15 protein-coding genes and 3 pseudogenes are annotated in these 16,494 nt (G+C 54.9%); 8 read left to right on the top strand and 10 right to left on the bottom strand.

What is annotated here, in order from left to right:
* Positions 1 to 23 precede the first annotated feature (23 nt).
* The 5 genes and pseudogenes from FH039_RS05245 to FH039_RS05225 all read right to left on the bottom strand — a co-directional run bounded on the left by FH039_RS05245 (position 24) and on the right by FH039_RS05225 (position 4,151).
* Positions 24 to 1,652 (bottom strand): Na+/H+ antiporter NhaC family protein, encoded by a 1,629-nt coding sequence (locus FH039_RS05245; protein ID WP_139681664.1) that lies wholly within the window; start codon positions 1,650 to 1,652, stop codon positions 24 to 26.
* Between the two features lie 231 nt (positions 1,653 to 1,883).
* Positions 1,884 to 2,309: pseudogene (locus FH039_RS05240) on the bottom strand (FAD-dependent thymidylate synthase); the annotation flags it as partial.
* 213 nt (positions 2,310 to 2,522) lie between these two features.
* A pseudogene (locus tag FH039_RS12350) lies at positions 2,523 to 2,924 on the bottom strand (LAGLIDADG family homing endonuclease); the annotation flags it as partial.
* Between the two features lie 243 nt (positions 2,925 to 3,167).
* Positions 3,168 to 3,521, bottom strand: a pseudogene (locus FH039_RS05230) (FAD-dependent thymidylate synthase); the annotation flags it as partial.
* Between the two features lie 111 nt (positions 3,522 to 3,632).
* Entirely contained in the window at positions 3,633 to 4,151 is a 519-nt protein-coding gene (locus FH039_RS05225; protein ID WP_168188373.1) for a DUF996 domain-containing protein, read from the bottom strand.
* A gap of 234 nt (positions 4,152 to 4,385) precedes the next feature.
* Between FH039_RS05225 and argF the strand changes: the two genes are divergently transcribed.
* The 3 genes from argF to FH039_RS05210 all read left to right on the top strand — a co-directional run bounded on the left by argF (position 4,386) and on the right by FH039_RS05210 (position 7,930).
* Positions 4,386 to 5,333 carry an ornithine carbamoyltransferase gene (gene argF, locus FH039_RS05220; protein ID WP_139681662.1) on the top strand — a complete coding sequence of 316 codons (948 nt, stop codon included), beginning with the start codon at positions 4,386 to 4,388 and terminating at the stop codon, positions 5,331 to 5,333.
* A gap of 319 nt (positions 5,334 to 5,652) precedes the next feature.
* On the top strand, positions 5,653 to 6,972 hold the full coding sequence (locus tag FH039_RS05215) for an ATP-binding protein (protein ID WP_139680471.1): 1,320 nt from the start codon (positions 5,653 to 5,655) through the stop codon (positions 6,970 to 6,972).
* Positions 6,973 to 7,000: 28 nt separating this feature from the next.
* Positions 7,001 to 7,930, top strand: coding sequence for an NOL1/NOP2/sun family putative RNA methylase (locus FH039_RS05210; RefSeq protein WP_139680470.1), 930 nt, complete (start codon positions 7,001 to 7,003; stop codon positions 7,928 to 7,930).
* Here FH039_RS05210 and FH039_RS05205 read toward each other — a convergent pair.
* Together FH039_RS05205 and FH039_RS05200 are read right to left on the bottom strand one after the other, a co-directional pair.
* Positions 7,927 to 8,901: a hypothetical protein gene (locus FH039_RS05205; RefSeq protein ID WP_139680469.1), complete on the bottom strand. Its 975-nt coding sequence runs from the start codon at positions 8,899 to 8,901 to the stop codon at positions 7,927 to 7,929. The two genes, FH039_RS05210 and FH039_RS05205, sit on opposite strands and share 4 nt — an antisense overlap.
* Complete coding sequence (locus FH039_RS05200) at positions 8,901 to 9,479, bottom strand: metallophosphoesterase (RefSeq protein ID WP_139680468.1); 579 nt, start codon at positions 9,477 to 9,479, stop codon at positions 8,901 to 8,903. The genes FH039_RS05205 and FH039_RS05200 overlap by 1 nt, the downstream gene beginning before the upstream one ends.
* Positions 9,480 to 9,537: 58 nt before the next feature.
* On the opposite strand from FH039_RS05200, the gene FH039_RS05195 reads away from it, so the two are divergent.
* The 5 genes from FH039_RS05195 (at position 9,538) to speB (ending at position 14,159) form a co-directional block, all read left to right on the top strand.
* Positions 9,538 to 10,626 (top strand): saccharopine dehydrogenase family protein, encoded by a 1,089-nt coding sequence (locus FH039_RS05195; RefSeq protein WP_139680467.1) that lies wholly within the window; start codon positions 9,538 to 9,540, stop codon positions 10,624 to 10,626.
* Positions 10,604 to 11,263, top strand: coding sequence for a 16S rRNA methyltransferase (locus FH039_RS05190; RefSeq protein ID WP_139680466.1), 660 nt, complete (start codon positions 10,604 to 10,606; stop codon positions 11,261 to 11,263). The genes FH039_RS05195 and FH039_RS05190 overlap by 23 nt, the downstream gene beginning before the upstream one ends.
* Positions 11,264 to 11,364: 101 nt before the next feature.
* On the top strand, positions 11,365 to 12,744 hold the full coding sequence (locus tag FH039_RS05185) for a sodium-dependent transporter (RefSeq protein ID WP_139680465.1): 1,380 nt from the start codon (positions 11,365 to 11,367) through the stop codon (positions 12,742 to 12,744).
* A gap of 74 nt (positions 12,745 to 12,818) precedes the next feature.
* Positions 12,819 to 13,229: a translation initiation factor IF-5A gene (locus tag FH039_RS05180; RefSeq protein ID WP_139680464.1), complete on the top strand. Its 411-nt coding sequence runs from the start codon at positions 12,819 to 12,821 to the stop codon at positions 13,227 to 13,229.
* A gap of 69 nt (positions 13,230 to 13,298) precedes the next feature.
* Entirely contained in the window at positions 13,299 to 14,159 is an 861-nt protein-coding gene (gene speB, locus FH039_RS05175; RefSeq protein WP_139680463.1) for an agmatinase, read from the top strand.
* Here speB and FH039_RS05170 read toward each other — a convergent pair whose 3' ends face one another.
* From FH039_RS05170 to FH039_RS05165, 3 genes are all read right to left on the bottom strand, one after another.
* A complete protein-coding gene (locus FH039_RS05170; RefSeq protein WP_240703285.1) occupies positions 14,160 to 14,849 on the bottom strand; it encodes a hypothetical protein in 690 nt (229 codons plus the stop codon).
* 130 nt (positions 14,850 to 14,979) lie between these two features.
* Positions 14,980 to 15,297: a cation:proton antiporter domain-containing protein gene (locus tag FH039_RS12475; protein ID WP_276607311.1), complete on the bottom strand. Its 318-nt coding sequence runs from the start codon at positions 15,295 to 15,297 to the stop codon at positions 14,980 to 14,982.
* Positions 15,218 to 16,357 (bottom strand): cation:proton antiporter, encoded by a 1,140-nt coding sequence (locus tag FH039_RS05165; protein ID WP_276607310.1) that lies wholly within the window; start codon positions 16,355 to 16,357, stop codon positions 15,218 to 15,220. Before FH039_RS05165 ends, FH039_RS12475 begins: the two co-directional genes overlap by 80 nt.
* Positions 16,358 to 16,494 lie beyond the last annotated feature (137 nt).

Genomic DNA, 16,494 nt, shown 5'->3' with positions numbered 1-16,494 from the left:
GCAAGAGGAAAGAAAAAAAGAAATCAGTCCTCAACAGCGTAGAGATGGACCTTTCCGTGCGGAATTCCAGCTTTTTTGCCGTACCATTCACTGAGGAAGCGATGGAGTACAACGAGGAGCGGTACCGCGATGGCGAGCAGCAGCCAGCCGTTCCTCAGCCCAGCGGCGAAGAGCAGAAGCATAAGGGCGCCGACGAAGCCTGCGGTGAGGGCGTAAGGTATCTGGGTGTTCACGTGGTCGATGTGATCGCAGCCCGAGAACATGGAGCTCATAATGGTCGTATCGCTGATCGGCGAGCAGTGGTCTCCAAAAACGCCACCGGCAAAGACCGAGGCGATGCTGGCGTAGACGACAGGTCCAAAGCTCCCGCTGAGCCCGTAGGAGAGGGGAACCGCTATCGGCATCATTATGGCAAAGGTTCCCCAGCTCGTTCCTGTCGTGAAGGATATGAATGCCGCCACCACGAAAACGACGAAGGGAACCAGACCCGGAGAGAGGACGTTCGATGCCACGCTAACTATGTAGTCTGCAGTACCAACCGCGTCGCAGGCGCTTTTGATGCTCCACGCAAGGATGAGTATCATCATGGCGAAGTGCATCTGCTTCATTCCGGCAACGAGGGTGTGCTCAACATCCTCCAGTGTCATTATCCTCATCGCCAGAACGAGGGCCATTGCGACAATGACCATGGAGAACGAACCCCAGACGAGGGCCCACGTTGAGTCCGCGTTGGAGAGAACCTCCTGGAAGCCACCTTTCGCGTAGGCGCCGCTGCCCCCACCGGTAACCCACAGGCCGAGGAAGGTCATGGAGACCAGGGCCAGAACAGGCAGTATAAACACCCAGACGCTTTCCTTACCCTCGATGGGCATCCCAACGTCAACCTCCGTCGTCATCATCGGCTGTGCACCGTCGCGGAGGACCTTGCCCTCGGTCCTGGCGCGGTACTCTGCCTTGAGCATCGGACCGTAGTGCCTGTGGGTGGAGGCAACGAGGTAAACGAGGATCACCGCAAGAATCGGGTAGAACCTGTAGGGCCAGCTGGAGAACCATGCTGAGTATGCGCTTATACCCGCACCGACGCTCGCTATCGCGTCCTTCAGGAGGCCGAGCTCGTAACCGATCCAGGTGGAGACGACCGCCAGAACCGCCACCGGCGCGGCTGTGGAATCGTCGGCGTAGGCCAGGAACTCCCTGGAGACCCTCGCCCTGTCCGTGATAGGCCTCATTGTGTTGCCGACGATGATGGTGTTGGTGTAGTCGTCGAAGAATATTATCGTTCCAAAGATGGCCGCCATCAGCGAGGCTGCACGGCTCGTTTTAACCTTCCGCGTCACCGCCTTCGCTATGGCGTTCATGCCTCCGGCCTTGTATATCAGCGCCACCCCGGCGCCGATGAGTGCGTCGAAGAGGAGAATCCTTGTGTTCCAAAGGTCAGTGACGATCTGCCCGTTTTCCTCCCATGCTGACGCTATGTTGAAGGCTATCCACTTGAGGGTTTCAGTTGTGGCTCCTATGGGGTTTCCTCCAGCGACCAGCAGTCCGCCAACCCACACTCCAAAGAACAGGGCAAAGAGAACCCTTTTGGTCAGGATGGCGAGACCGATGGCCACAAGAGGTGGCAGGAGTGAGAGTACTCCAAAGTCACCCATCGTCACATCACCACCGCTGTACGGTTAGGGACACTAACCGAGAAGATATCATTGGTACAGTATAAAAGTCTTTTTAGAACGTTTATGTCTGTTTTTTGGTTAATTTTTGCATGCTCGTCCTTAGTATGGCAACAATGAGCAACAAGATGCACAGAAGCCCTCTAACAATCTGCTTTGCACAAATATTATCCGGAAAAATGAACGCTTGGCCAAAAATTAATGAAAATTAATTCATATTTTGGCTATCTTTGTCCACCTCTCCTTCGTCCTCTTCCAGCAACCAGGGGGCATGAGTTCGCCCTCTGGGCAGTAGCCGAGCTGAACGCACCTGGGCCCGAGCTTGGCCCACTTTATGATGGGCCGGAGGTCATCGTTCTTTGCGATTTCTTCCAGCATCTTCCATGCCACTTCCCTTATCTCCCACTGGGCCCTCTCGCACGCCCTCAGACCGAAGAAGTGCTTCAGCTCGCGGAGGTTCATGGTCATGACGAGCTTCGTCCTCACCGCCTGGGGGAGTATAAAGCGCGCGTCCTCTCTCGGCACTCCCGCTAGTACGGATTTTATGTACAGCTCCCTTGAATCGATCATAAGGTCATACCATTTGTACGCCAGCGTGGGTTCTTCAAGAACGCTGTCTGGAACGGTGAACTCGTATTCCGCTAACCTTGACCTTATGGCCCTGCTGATGCGCTCTTTAAGCTCTGGGAGCAGCAATATTACCTTTAGAATGTTTTTGCGGTTTACGAGGAACGGGTCCGCGTCCCGATAGAGAACCTTCAAAAGTTGCTCGGAGCCATCCCCTTTACCGTACCTCAGGTATCCAATCTCCCTGTCCTCGTAGTATTTGAGCTTCCCTTCGGGTAATCCTAGTTCGGATATCATGTATTGGGTGTCCTCCAAGGCTTCTCTGCTGGCACTTACAAAGGTTACCTCCGCTCGTTGGAATGCGCCGCCCTTAGTCACTATCTTTATGTGCCCATCCCCATCGAGATACCCCCTGAGAAAGTGGGGCCACAAATCCCGCGGGACACCCTCAATGATCTGGGAAAAGGACAGGGTTTTCGATTTTCGTGGGGTTACTCCGTATCTCAGCAAATCCTCTATGAGCTTCCTACTTCCGACCCATATCCTGAGGGTATCCCTGCCACGCTGAACCCTTACCTTAACTCCCTTACCCAAACGCTCAGCGATTTCCCTAAGGAGGGTCTTTTCAACGTTCTTTTGGTCTATTACAAGGGCATTTTTTGATTTCACTATGGACCCATCGGCCATTATAAATCCAAGTATGTATGCTTTATCGGGGTGGTCAATGCTCTCGAAAAATGTTCTGTCTACGACTCGTCCGTTGTATATTTCGCCCGCTTTCCGAGGGGTTACTCCGTATTCCCTTAAAATACCCAGCACCGAGGTTGGGTGCATACCGACTATCCTTGCAATCTGCCACGTTGAAAGTCCATCTTCCAAGTACCATCTCACTATCTCCTTCTCCTGGTTAATGTGGAGCTTACACCGGGAATTTCGCTTTTCCCCAGAAGGCTCTGGGAGTTTATACTCCTTTAGCATAGCATTCGTGACGAACTGATACCTCTGCGACTGCTGAGTGTAGCTCGCTATCCTGTGTCTCACGAGCTGATGGGAACACACGCGAGAACAGCCCTCAATCGAGAACGTCAGAACCGCGTGCTCCAGTATTGACTCGTGGCCGTAGCCGAGAACCCTCGGCAGGTGCATCTCGACGTCCTTTTCGGTAATCCGCTCGAAGGCCTCGCTCTCCCAGCCGTCCCAGTAACTTATAAGTGCCGACCAGGTGACAGTTTCCAGGGGTTTTTTCGTATAATTGACGAGCCTGACCTTGATTCCACTGCCCATGACCGCCACCGGAGGAAAAAGAGTCCCGGGTTTATTAGGTTTACTGGGGAGGTCCGAGAAAAGTGAAACTCGAGTTGCCAAACGACACCGTCGTTCAAAAAGGAAAGGAGGTCAGGCGACGACTACTGCGTCCTCGCCAGGTTTCTCAAGCTCGTCGGGCAGTGAGAAGAACGCGATTATCTCGAGGATTGCCGCTATGATGATAAGCAGTCCACCGATCATGACTATCATTAGGATGGCACCGGCGATGTACAGCAGTGCGACCGTGTGGAACATGCCCACCCCGGTCTCCTCTGAGATCATGTCGTAGCTCTGTTTCATGAACCAGACACCGGCTATCATGAGAATCACTGCGATGATACCGCCCACTCCCATCATGCCGAGACCAAACCCGGGTGACTTTGAGGCACCCAGTATCGCGCCCCACATGGTTCCCACGAGTATCAGGCTGGCCAGTATGTTCAGTATGGCGGCCCAAAGGTACTTGCTGAATATTTCGCCCTTGCCGGTGGCCTCGGCGATGTTCTTGACGGCCAGGAGCTTCAGGATAAACCCTATGAAGCCGAGGCCCACAACGGTCAGGATGGCTCCAATGCCACCCATCATTTTGGCATTTTTCAAATCACCCACGGGCAATCACCTCGAAAATAAATGTCTTCATAAGTATTTAAAAGGTTTTCCACCTGAGACTATAAAAGCATAACACACCAATATTGGAAGTACTGCAAGCGACAGAGAATACGGGAACGCTCATTACGTTTGGAAAGTCTACGTGTAGTGATGCTCAAAAGATTTCAGTCCCATCACGCTTTCTCCGACGAAAGGGTTATTAAAACCGGGCCCCAGCTTTAGACGGTGATGCACATGGTGGTTAGCCTTGCAGGAAGGGATGTTCTCTGCCTTCAGGACTTCACGAGGGAGGAGATTGAGACTATTCTCAAGACGGCCGAAATGATGAAGATTTGGAACAAGATAGGCAAGCCGCACCGCGTTCTCGAGGGCAAAACGCTCGCCATGATCTTCCAGAAGCCCTCGACCAGAACGAGGATTTCCTTCGAGGTTGGAATTTACCAGCTCGGCGGCTACGGCCTCTACCTCAACGCTAACGACCTCCAGCTCAGGCGCGGCGAGACCATCGCCGACACCGCGCGCGTCCTCAGCAGGTACGTGGACGGAATGATGGCGAGGGTTTACGCCCACAAGGACGTCGAGGACCTCGCCAAGTACGCCAGCGTCCCGGTCATCAACGGCCTGTCTGACTTTTCCCACCCGTGCCAGGCTTTAGCGGACTACCAGACCATCCTCGAGAAGAAGGGCCGCATAGCCGGCCTCAAGATAGTCTACGTCGGTGATGGAAACAACGTGGCCCACTCGCTCATGATAGCCGGAACCAAGCTTGGGGCAAACGTCGTTGTTGCAACCCCCGAAGGCTTCGAGCCGGACGAGAAGGTCATCAAGTGGGCCGAGAAGAACGCGGCCGAGAGTGGTGGCAGTTTCGAGCTCCTCCACGACCCGGTTCAGGCGGTTAAGGACGCGGACGTCATCTACACCGACGTCTGGGCCAGCATGGGCCAGGAGGCCGAGGCCGAGGAGAGGAGGAAGATATTCCAGCCGTTCCAGGTGAACAAGGACCTCGTCAAGCACGCCAAGCCGGACTACATCTTCATGCACTGCCTCCCTGCCCACCGCGGAGAAGAAGTTACGGACGACGTTGTTGACTCCCCGAACAGCGTCGTCTTCGACGAGGCCGAAAACAGGCTCCACGCCCAGAAGGCGGTGATGGCCCTCATCATGGGCGGGATAAAGGTCTGATTCTCTTCTATTTTTCTGGTTTAGATTCTCGCGGAAATCTTACTCTAAAGTATCATACTCGGGAGTACGTATTTTGCCGGCATGAGGCAGTCTCGATATTCGACGCTTGATTATTATAATCGTGATTCGCATTTCTGGGTGGTGGGTTTGGAGTTCTCTGACCTTCTGGGGCTTTATAAACTCCCTTTATGTCCTCCGCATTTATGAAAACCAGCTTTCATAAATGGTGCAGTTTATGAAAGTGCACTTTCATAAAATGTACCTTCTGTGAAAGTTGAGCTTCATAAATCTTATAAGCTATGAAAGCGCACTTTCACACATGACAGTCAAGATAGTTAAACTCGTCAGGCACAACCCGTGGTGGAGGGGAGAAGGCTGGGAGCGGGAAGACCCGAACCTCTCCCGTGCAAAGGAGGTAATCCCAAGAAAGGAAATTGGGATAAGAGAAGGTTCTATAACGCTCCTCAGAGGAATCCGCCGTGCCGGCAAGAGCTTTTACATTAAAACCCTCGTGAAGAGGCTAATCTCGGAAGACATACCCGCTCAGAGAATCGTCTACATTCCCTGCGACAGGTTCACGCGGAGGGAAGTTAAGGGCTTTATAGACGAGCTAAGGCTGAGACACGGGGAGCTTTATGTTTTCCTCGACGAGATAACTTATCTCGATGGCTGGCGTCTCCTACTCAAGGAACTCGGCGAAGAAGGGATAACTACAGTAGCCACAGGCTCGAATCCTGTTGAGCTGGAGAAGAAGGCCGAGCTTTTACCCGGCAGGGGCATTGAGGGCAACGAGTACTACTTCGACCCCCTCAACTTCAGGGAATTCGCACGGTTTATGAACCCCAAACTGCCCGACGTCTCATTTCGGTACAGTGAACCGGACGTTGATGGCATCTTCCCCTGGTATGAGGAGCTTGAAGGGCTGTTCTACTCGTACCTTCTCACGGGCGGTTTTCCGGAGGCGATTCTTGAGTTTAAACGCTCCAGAACGGTGAAGGAGGAACGCTACGAGGAGATAATAAGGCTGGTCCTCGGCGAGATTGCAAAATCCGGGAAGAGCGAGGAGATTGCGAGGGAGCTCTTGGAGGCGATTTTCAGGCTCAGGGGCAACCGCGTTGATTACGTGACCCTCGCAGGGGAAATCGGGGTTTCCCACCCAACGGTGAGGGAATACCTTTCGACCCTTGAGAGCGCGAGGGTGATTTACACCCTTGAGGCCTGGGACATAACCAAAAAACGGCACGCCCACCGGAAGGAAAAGAAGATAGTCTTTCAGAGCCCGCTCATAGCGACTGCCCTCGCGGTTTACCTCGGGGAGAATCCGGTTGAGTTCGTTGAGGCCAACGTGGAGTGGCTCGTTGAAAACACCGTCGCCTCCCACGCCATATGGCACATTGAGGAGCCTATACTCCGGGAGAAGCACGCCTTTGCGGGCTTCTACTACGACAGGAACAAGGAGTGCGACCTCGTGATAAAGGAGCATGGAAAGTTCTTCGGAATCGAGGTCAAGTACGGAAAGGTAAAGCGGAAAACCTATTCATTCCCTGTCATCTACCTCTCAAAGGACGAGCTTGGGAAAGACACCGTCCCGGTCTCGCTCTACCTCTACGGTCTGGAGAAGAGCAGAAGGTCAATATGATTTTAAACCCCTATCCCAACTCTCCCCCATGCTGGAAAAGCTCTTTAGTCTCGGCTACTCAAAAACCTTCGCGGAGCGCTATTACAAGCTATGGGGCGAGAGGGCCTTAAGCATAGCAGAGGCAATGGAGAGGCCCCTGCCAAGGTGCTTTCGCGTGAATACCCTTCGCATCGAAGTTCCAGGGCTCACCAAACTCCTCAACAAGAAGGGCTTCCAGTTTAAGAGAGTCCCCTGGGCGAGGGAAGGTTTCTGTCTCACGCGTGAGCCTTTCTCGATAACCTCCACCCCGGAATATCTCAGCGGCCTCCTCTACATTCAGGAGGCCAGCTCGATGTATCCTCCCGTAGCTCTCGAACCTAAGCCCGGCGAGGTAGTTGCGGATATGGCCGCCGCCCCCGGCGGAAAGACGAGCTACATGGCTCAGCTCATGGAGAACGAGGGGATAATCTACGCCTTCGACGTCGGTGAGGAGCGCTTGAAGGAGACCCGGTTAAACCTCTCGCGCCTCGGGATAACCAATACCGTGCTCATCCACAAGTCCTCGCTCCACATAGACGAACTTGGCGTCGAGTTCGACAAAATACTCCTCGACGCCCCGTGCACCGGCTCAGGCACCATACACAAGAATCCCGAGAGAAAGTCCAGCCGCACGATGGAGGATGTCAGGTTCTGCCAGAACCTTCAGATGAAGCTCCTCGAAAAGGGACTGAGCGTCCTCAAGAAAGGAGGAATCCTCGTCTACTCCACCTGCTCCCTCGAGCCCGAAGAAAACGAGTTCGTTATCCAGTGGGTTCTTGATAACTTCAACGTTGAACTGCTTCCGCTCCGCCACGGCGAGCCAGCACTGACAAACCCCTTCGGAATCGAGCTGAGTGAGGAAATAAGGAAGGCAAGGCGCTTCTATCCCGACAGGCACGGGACGAGCGGCTTTTTTGTTACAAAGATTAAAAAGCTTTAATCCTTTGATTCCGCAACCAGGGCTTCCTCTACTTTTCTAAGCCTCTCCAGAACATCCCCGCTGAGGTTCCTCTCCAGCTCTTCCCGCGCGGCCTTGGCCAGCTCGAACTTTGAATCGAACTTCCCGAGGGCCGTCCAGTGAATCTTCTTTCCCTCGACAAAAACGTCTATGTCGCAGAGGCGCTTGTAGCCGTGGTACTCAATGCCTTTGAGCAGGAACTTAACGCGAACCGGGTCCTCCCACGTCAGGAGCTTGAGCTTGTAAACCGGAACGCGCATGAACGGCCTTGGATAGTCCCAGTCCCAGCCCTCTCCAACGACGAAGCCAAGGTCAAGGTCCTCTATGACCATCATCAGCCGCTCTATGTTCTCCTCGTAGCGCTTGTCGGTGTCGTAGATTTTAATCGTGATCTCGTTCCACTCGGGCATCAGCTTGAGGAGCAGAACCGGGAGGTCAACGCTCAGCTCCCTGTAAACCTCAAGAAAGTCCCTGCGGACGAGGACTGCACCATCGATGTCCTCCGGCCCGATTGGGGAGTTGAGCTTCTTCCTGGTTACGCCGATTATAGTGTCTCCGGCCTCACCCTCGTCAAGGGCGGTCCTTATGTCCATTATCTCTCCGCCATACTTTTCGGAGAGGAGCTTCAGGCCCTCCTCAACCTTGCTGGGGACCCTTATGAATACCAGCGTGCTCTCCACATGAACCTTTTCTACCGGAAGCCTTCTGTTAACCACCGTGCTCAGAACGACGGGAGCATGACAGCTCAGAAGAAACGCCGTCTCAGGCGGTATCGTCTCCTTCTTCCATTCGTCCGTGACGAAGACTATCGTCTCGAACTCGCTGCTCCTCTTAATCGCATCGTCCGTTGGTATCTCATCGACCCCAAAGGCCTCAGAGAGGGCCCTCTTCACGGCCGGGATGTCCCCGGTTCTGAGGAAAATAATGGACGGCCCAAAGCGGAGAACCTTCATCATAATCCCCTCCACATCTTGTATCCCCTCTCAAAATCCGTCCCGCCGGGATACTTCACCCGGTAGGCCTTCCCGCTCGGGAGAAGAACGAAGTTAACACCGAGGACGCCGTTCAGTCCCCGGTCTATCAGCTTAAAGTTGTGGCCGTACAGTCTGAAATCGGCGTCCAGGTTGGCTACCTCCCTCCACGTGTGGCCAAGGGCGAACCTTCTGCCCACTATCTCAACGATGGTTCCGGGTTCGACGACGCTTTCCCTGAAGAACTCCCGGACTACCGGGGGATCATCCTCGTTGCCGGGGACCACGTAGAGTTCCATCCCGGGGTTTTTGAGTACGCGGGCCAGCTTCCTCACCGCCCCAATGTAGAGCGGCTTCATGTCGGGTCTTCGCTCAAGTTTTATGTTGTCCGCGAGGTCGCCCGTGTGGATAACGTACTCCGGGCGGACCTCCTCGATAAGCTCACCTATGAAGCGGTAGGCGCTCTCCGGGGTGTCGCTGATGTGCATGACCTTCGTCTCGTCGGTGGAGGACAGCAGCTCCAGGACCTTTTTTCGAAAGAGGGGAAGTCGTATCGGCATCAAGAAGAGTAGGAGCAGGGCTTATATATACCTTCGCCAAGTTACTAAGGGTGTTACCATGAAGGTTCTTGTTCTCGGTGCCGGAAACGTCGGTAGGGCCGTAGCCTGGGATTTGAGGGACGAGTTCGACGTTCACGTTGGGGACGTCAGCGATGAGAGGCTGAAGGCGATTTCCGAGTTCGCAACGCCGGTGAAGGTGAACGCGGCTGACTTCAGTGAACTGGTCGAGGCCATGAAGGGTTTCGAGCTTGTTGTCGGTGCCCTGCCAGGGAGGTTCGGGTACCAATCGGTCAGGGCTGCTATAAAAGCGGGCGTTGACATGGTCGATGTCTCGTTCATGCCGGAGAACCCTCTGGAGCTTCGCGATGAAGCGGAGAAGGCTCAAGTCACCGTCATCTTCGACGCCGGCTTTGCCCCCGGGCTGAGCCACATCCTGATGGGGCGCATCTGGCAGGAGATGGACGAGCTGAGGGAGGGCTACATCTACGTTGGCGGCCTCCCCAAGGAGCCAAGGCCACCGCTCTATTACAGAATTACATGGTCACCGAAGGATTTAATTGAGGAGTACACGAGGCCGGCGCGCGTGATAAGGGACGGCGAGGTCACCGCCGTTGACCCCTTCGAGAGAATCGAGAAGGTAACCGTGGGGGACTTCGAGTTCGAGGCCTTCGTGAGCGACGGCCTGAGGAGCCTCCTGGAGAGCGTTAGGGCGGAGAAACTGGAGGAGTGGACGCTGCGCTGGCCGGGACACCTGGAGAAGATGAGGGTTTTGAGGGAGCTCGGCTTCTTCAAGGAGGAGCACGTCGATAAGACGCTCGAGGTCATAGCTCCCCTCATGACCTACGAGAGCCCGGACTTCTCGATAATGCAGGTGGTCGGAAGGGGAACGCTGGACGGCGAGGAAAAGGAGATAGGCTACCTCCTGTACGATGAGGAGAGGGATGGCTTCACCTCGATGGCCCGCGTCACGGGGTTCACCGCGGCGATAGTGGCCAGACTCGTGGCCGAGAAGGGCTGCATCTTCGGCGTTATTCCTCCGGAGATACTCGGAATGCGCATAGACACCTTCGGAAGAATCGCCGACGAGATTGCCGAAAGGGGCATAAGGCTCGAGAGGTGGGAGAATGCTCCACCTGGTGATAGCTGAGGCTGAGCTTGAGCTCGTCCCGAAGGCCATACTGGACCATCCTGCCGTTGTAAACCACGCCAGGAGGCGGGGAAAGAGGCCGGACGAGATACTGCTGGACAGCACCTACCACCACGCGGCCATCAAAAAGCTTCCGGACGGCGAGAGGCGCGGGCGGCCGGACATAGTCCACATCTGCCTCCTCAACGCCCTCGAGAGCATTGCCAACAAGGAGGGCCTGCTGAGGGTCTACGTGCACACGAGGAACGACGAAGTGATATACATCAAGCCGGAGACGAGGATCCCGAGGAACTACAACCGCTTCGTTGGGCTGATGGAGAGCCTCTTCAAGAACCGCGCGGTTCCGAGGGACCTGGAGCTGCTCCGCATCGAGGAGAAGTCCCTCGGAGAGCTCGTGGAGGAGATAAAGCCCGATGGAATCTTCGTGATGCACGAGGAAGGCGAACTGATAAAGCCAAAGGACCTCGGGAAGATGCTGGGCGAACTTGAGAACCCACTCGTCATCGTCGGCGGCTTTCCCCACGGGGATTTTAGAAGCGAAGTCCCCTGGAAAAAAATAAGCATTTACGAGGCCCCGTTGATGGCCTGGACGATTGTAAACGAGATAATCACCAACTTTGAGCATTGGGTTCCCTGAAAAAAGCGAAAAAGCTACATAATGTTTTTATATTTCGTTTATGCTTATTTTTTGGCGTTCAAAGCAGCACCAAAAGGTAAACCTACCGGGGGTGTTAATCCATGCGAAAAATAAGCTTCCTGATGGCGTTCTTAATCGCCGGATACGTCCTTGGAATATGGAACTTCCTGGTTATGCCGAAGTACTACATAACCTTTGGGCTTAAGGGATTCCTGATTTCGCTCCTTCCGATGCTGGTGGCACTGTTCCTGATATACAGCGAGGCTGAGAGCACCAAGAAGACCCGCTACCTCATATACGAGCTGTTCTTTAAGATAGCCAGGACTCCCGCACTGATATTCAGCCTGATGATGTTCCTGATGATAATGCTCGGCGTCACCACCTACTACTCCTCCTACGGCCTCGCCCTCATCTTCGGGGTGGGCTCGAGGTACATTCCAGTCCTGGCCCTTGGAACTGTATTGCTCTCCGTCATTATGCTCATAATGGCAAAGGGCAGAACCCTCGAGTTCATCTCGGTCGTCTCGATACTCTTCGTTCTCTTCGCCCTCGCTTCGGCGTTCATGATCAGAAACCAGGCACTCAGCACGGTCACCGCGCCACAGGCGGTCCAGTACATGGAGGGTGCGGTATCCTCAATAACGTCCTTTGACCTGCCCCTGACGACGAGGGGAGTTCTGTTCATGACCGTTTCCGTCTTCATCTCCCTTGGTCTTGGCGCGGGGGTTTACTACGTTATAGGCAGCTTCACCCCCGAGGAGCTCGACCTGAGGAAAGTCCTCGCGGCGGTTTTCGCCCTCCAGATACTCCTCAGCTTCGCCGCGGCTTTCACCGTCGCCTACTCCCTGGGCGCCGCCTACCAGGCCTACGGCGAGGCGTTCCAGAACCCGAACATCCCCGCGGATGAGTCCATGAAGCTTTTCATGAAGTTCAACGACCTCAAGGACTACGCCACCAACAGCGAGAAGAGTCCGATGGATTCCATCGAGGTGTTCTACTCGATTCCCGAGATACTGAGGGGCAACGTGCCCAACGACACGACCCTCATAGCGCTACTGATGCTGTCCCTATACCTCGCGGGCCTCACGACCATAATTATCCTCATAGAGATGGGCAGCCAGATGCTCTCCGAGGTTATGCAGCTGGGGAGAAACCAGAGCCTGGGGTTCGTGGGGCTCATAGGCATGATAGTTGCCGGCGCCATGGTGGTGGGTGACGTCAGGACGATGTTCGTTGTTGTGCCATTTGCCGTGGCGGCGCTCATGGCCGCGGTCGAGAGCTACCCGCTGCTTTCCTCGGAGCTGACACATAATAAAGCGGTGGTCTCGGCTGTGATACTGCTCCTCTTCGTCAGCGGGCTGGCGACCCTCTACTACTCGCTCACCGCCCCGAAGATGCCGGTGAAGATCGGTGCGGTGCTGGGTCTCGTGCTCCTCGTGCCGGTGCTCATGAACGGCATGCTGCTGAAGACCCGCCGTTGATTTCTCCCTTTATTCAAAAATTTTTTAAAGACCCTTCCCAATCGGTTTTAGAACGCTTATGGGAGGTCTGAAAAATGGGAGACAAGACCAAGGTTCAGGTTAGCAAGCTCAAGCCCGGAAGGTACATCCTCATCGACGGTGAGCCCTGCAGGATCGGCAACATAACCGTTTCCTCGCCCGGAAAGCACGGTTCAGCCAAGGCCAGGATCGAGGCCGTTGGAATCTTCGACGGCAAGGTCAGGAGCATCGTCAAGCCCACCAGCGCCGAGGTTGACGTTCCGATCATCGACAAGAGAACCGCCCAGATAATAGCCATGACCCCGGACACCGTCCAGATCATGGACATGGAGACCTACGAGCTCTTCGACATCCCGCTCGAGGGCGGCGTCGCCGACGAAGTCAAGGACCAGCTCAAGGAAGGTATCAACGTCGAGTACTGGGAGACCCTTGGCAGGATCAAGATAATGAGGCTCAAGGGCGAGTGAGCCCTCTCCGCTCTTCTATTTCCCGCAACCTTTTAAGAGTACACTCCAATTCTTCCCGGAGGTGCGAGTATGGACTTCCTGTACACCTACGAGACGCTCAAGCTTGAATTTCCCCTTGCTGAGCCCGAGGATGCCAGATTCGTTATCCTGGGTGTGCCCTTCGACGGAACGACTAGTTTCAAGCCCGGCGCGAGGTTCGGGCCAACGCTCATCAGGCACGCGACGCTCAACCTCGAGAGCTACGTCCTCGACTACGACGTTGACATAGCTGAACTTCCCATAGCGGACATCGGGGACGTTGCCGTTGTCGCCGGTGATCCTCGTAAGACCGCGGACAGGGTTAGGGAAACCGTCGAGGAGCTCAAGCGTGCCAATCCTTCTGTTATCCCGATACTCCTGGGCGGCGAGCACTCCCAGACCCTGGGGGCGGTCGAGGCATTGAAACCCAAAAGCTACGTCGTCTTCGATGCCCACCTCGACCTGCGCGAGAGCTACGAGGACAACCCATACAACCACGCCTGCGTGGCGAGGAGGATAGCGGAGCTCGGGGTCAAGGAGGCGATGTTCGGAATAAGGAGCGGCACGAGGGAGGAGGTGGCTTATGCAGAGGAGAGCGGAATTCAGTGGGTGCACGCGAGGGACTACAGCTTTGACGCCTTCGTCGAGCTGGTGAAGCCCCTCCCGGAGCCGGTTTACATCTCGATTGATATCGACGCGTTCGACCTCTCCCTGGTTCCATCTACCGGAACCCCCGAAGCGGGTGGTTTGAGGTTCTGGGACGTCGTTGAAGCCGTGGAATGGCTCGTGGAGAACAAGAGGATAGCCGGCTTCGACATAATGGAGGTCGCGGGAAGCGAGCTTGGGGACGTGACTGCCCTAACGGCGGCAAAGTTGCTGTTCCACTTCATCGGGGCGATGGGACGGTTGTGATTACCTCCCGACTTTTTTTATATCAGGGAGCGCACTAACCGAGGGTTCCTTTCCGGCTCCCCTACTACCCGGAAATGGCTTGACCATGGAATACGGGTACTCAAGGCGGTACACCAGGAGTATTCCAGTAAGGAAGCCCAGAACTTCCATCACGACGTCCTGGGTCTTGTTTCTCAGGCTCTCATAGAGCCACGGCATTGATGGTTGCATTACAACCTCAAAGAACTCCCAGACAACCCCCACGAGGACCAGTGCAAAGAGACTTATGCCGATTATCCTCCTCTGGCTCCAGTTGAGATTGTACGTCCTCGACGATTCCAGAACGACCTCGTTGAATATGACCCACGTTACAAGACCACTGAGGTAGTGACTGGGTATGTCAGCTCCACCCCAGACCTGGTTGTAGAGATCCAGATGGACGAATGGCACGTTGAGGAACGTTATGTGGGCGGCCATGAATATCGAGAAGAGTGTGTAAACACCATCGTTGTAAAAGGGGCTCACCCAGGGCCAGATCCTCCTGCTTGGGTTTGGATAGATCCTCCTGACGATGTCCGGGACAAACAGCGCCACGAACCCGGCCGCGGCGGCCGCTATCTGATCGGATTTGCCATACTGCAAGGCACTTATCAGACCAATAAAAACAATGCCCCTGGCCAGCAGGATCACCCATCTTTCCCAAGTCCGCATTCAAACCACCATTCCCGTGTAATTCTATAATCTGCCGAACTTTATATACTTGCCGGCCAAAAATGGGCCGCATCCGAACCAAAATAAGCCAGAACAAAACCCAATCCCTTCGGGAACCGTAAAAGATGGCCTAAGAATTGGGCCGGTAGCCTGCCTTCTCCATCTCCCTCTCGATGCTCCTCACCTCGAGCAGTTCCCTCCTGAGTATCGGAACCCAGAGGGTCTCCACGAGGACCGTGACGAGGACGGTGATTATGGTGACGCTGAGGATGGTTTCTCCCCACTGAACCAGGTCGGGGTTGTTGTAGGTGATTCCAAGAGTCAGGGGAAGGCTGGCAAGGGCAGCGGGAACGACGCCCCTCGGGCCCTCAAGCGATATGAACAGGTAGTCCTTGAAGGAGCGCCACTTCAGAACGGGAAGGGAGGCAAGGGGTCTTGCAACCAGCATCAGGGCGAACGCTATGATAACACCCCCCCACGATGTGGCCCTTTATTATCCCGGGGTTCAGGCTCGCGCCCAGGAGGGTGAAGATGAAGATGGTGGAGATTGTAGCGAGACTCTCGTTGAAGTGAACCTCCCTCTCGACGGCCCTCATGACCTTCTTGACCACGGAGATATCGTCCCTGAAGAAGACCTTATGGTTGCCGAGAACGATGCCCGTAACTGTGGCCACAAGGTAGCCCGATGCTTGAGTCAGTTCACCCAGAAGAAAGCCCCCAAAGGCCATCACAAGGGAGAATATGACGATCTCAGGGAAGTCCCTAACCTCCGTCCTCTTCAGGATGTTGTACCCGACAACACCGAGCAGTGCCCCCATGAGTATCGACGCACCCATCTGATACAGGAAGAAAACGATGGCGGCTGGATAGAGACCGATGTAGCTGGCTATGGCCTCCAGAAACCTCGCGCTGGACGCCTCTGGAACCAGCATCGCGACGGCCACCGATGCGAGAACTATTCCCATCGGGTCGTTGAATATCGACTCGGTGACGATGACGGTCTCGATGTCCTCGCGGACGCGGTACTGCCTGAAGAGGGGAATTAATGTGGCCGGGTCGGTGGCACCTATGATCGCCCCGAAAAGGAACCCGACGATGAAGGGCACGTGAAAGAGCCATGAAAAGATTCCGCCAATGATGAACGCGGTGAGAAGGAGTCCGATGGTGTCCAGGGCCAGTATGGTCTTGAAGTTCCTTTTGAGCATCTTCCAGCTGAGGGTGTGACCCTCCGTGAAGAGTATCATCACCAGGCCGAAGACGCGGACGTAGTTGAAGAGCTCGTTGGCAAGGTTCCGGTTCAGGAGCCCAAGAACGGGGCCGACCAGTATGCCGAGGAACATGAAGAGGGGAATGTAGGATACATTGAACCTCCTGCTCACGAGGAGTGAAACCAGTCCCACCGCAAGGACGACGAAGAATACGTAGACCAGCAGGTCAACGCTTGGAACCAGGACGTTCGATGCACCGGTCACAGACATCGCTATTCCTCCCCAAGATTTTGCCTTCATAGTTAATAAGCATGCCGGGGAACTTATTTTTTATGTTTTTCTTCCTCAAGCTTCGCCGTTCACGATGGGAGCACGGCAAGTAAACTAACGAGTCTTCGAATGGAAGATCGATACTTTTTTAAAGCCTAAAACTCACA

The sequence above is a fragment of the Thermococcus indicus genome, from assembly GCF_006274605.1.
Lineage (GTDB): Archaea > Methanobacteriota_B > Thermococci > Thermococcales > Thermococcaceae > Thermococcus > Thermococcus indicus.
The sequence above is the reverse complement of the archived record's forward strand: the minus strand, read 5'-3'. Positions and strand labels throughout refer to the sequence as shown.

Excerpts from the sequence above, each read along its gene's own strand:
- FH039_RS05245 (WP_139681664.1), bottom strand. The coding sequence starts at position 1,652 with ATGGGTGACTTTGGAGTACTCTCACTCCTGCCACCTCTTGTGGCCATC.
- argF (WP_139681662.1), top strand. The coding sequence starts at position 4,386 with ATGGTGGTTAGCCTTGCAGGAAGGGATGTTCTCTGCCTTCAGGACTTC.
- FH039_RS05215 (WP_139680471.1), top strand. The coding sequence starts at position 5,653 with ATGACAGTCAAGATAGTTAAACTCGTCAGGCACAACCCGTGGTGGAGG.
- FH039_RS05210 (WP_139680470.1), top strand. The coding sequence starts at position 7,001 with ATGCTGGAAAAGCTCTTTAGTCTCGGCTACTCAAAAACCTTCGCGGAG.
- FH039_RS05205 (WP_139680469.1), bottom strand. The coding sequence starts at position 8,901 with ATGAAGGTTCTCCGCTTTGGGCCGTCCATTATTTTCCTCAGAACCGGG.
- FH039_RS05200 (WP_139680468.1), bottom strand. The coding sequence starts at position 9,479 with ATGCCGATACGACTTCCCCTCTTTCGAAAAAAGGTCCTGGAGCTGCTG.
- FH039_RS05195 (WP_139680467.1), top strand. The coding sequence starts at position 9,538 with ATGAAGGTTCTTGTTCTCGGTGCCGGAAACGTCGGTAGGGCCGTAGCC.
- FH039_RS05190 (WP_139680466.1), top strand. The coding sequence starts at position 10,604 with ATGCTCCACCTGGTGATAGCTGAGGCTGAGCTTGAGCTCGTCCCGAAG.
- FH039_RS05185 (WP_139680465.1), top strand. The coding sequence starts at position 11,365 with ATGCGAAAAATAAGCTTCCTGATGGCGTTCTTAATCGCCGGATACGTC.
- FH039_RS05180 (WP_139680464.1), top strand. The coding sequence starts at position 12,819 with ATGGGAGACAAGACCAAGGTTCAGGTTAGCAAGCTCAAGCCCGGAAGG.
- speB (WP_139680463.1), top strand. The coding sequence starts at position 13,299 with ATGGACTTCCTGTACACCTACGAGACGCTCAAGCTTGAATTTCCCCTT.
- FH039_RS05170 (WP_240703285.1), bottom strand. The coding sequence starts at position 14,849 with ATGCGGACTTGGGAAAGATGGGTGATCCTGCTGGCCAGGGGCATTGTT.
- FH039_RS12475 (WP_276607311.1), bottom strand. The coding sequence starts at position 15,297 with ATGCTGGTTGCAAGACCCCTTGCCTCCCTTCCCGTTCTGAAGTGGCGC.
- FH039_RS05165 (WP_276607310.1), bottom strand. The coding sequence starts at position 16,357 with ATGAAGGCAAAATCTTGGGGAGGAATAGCGATGTCTGTGACCGGTGCA.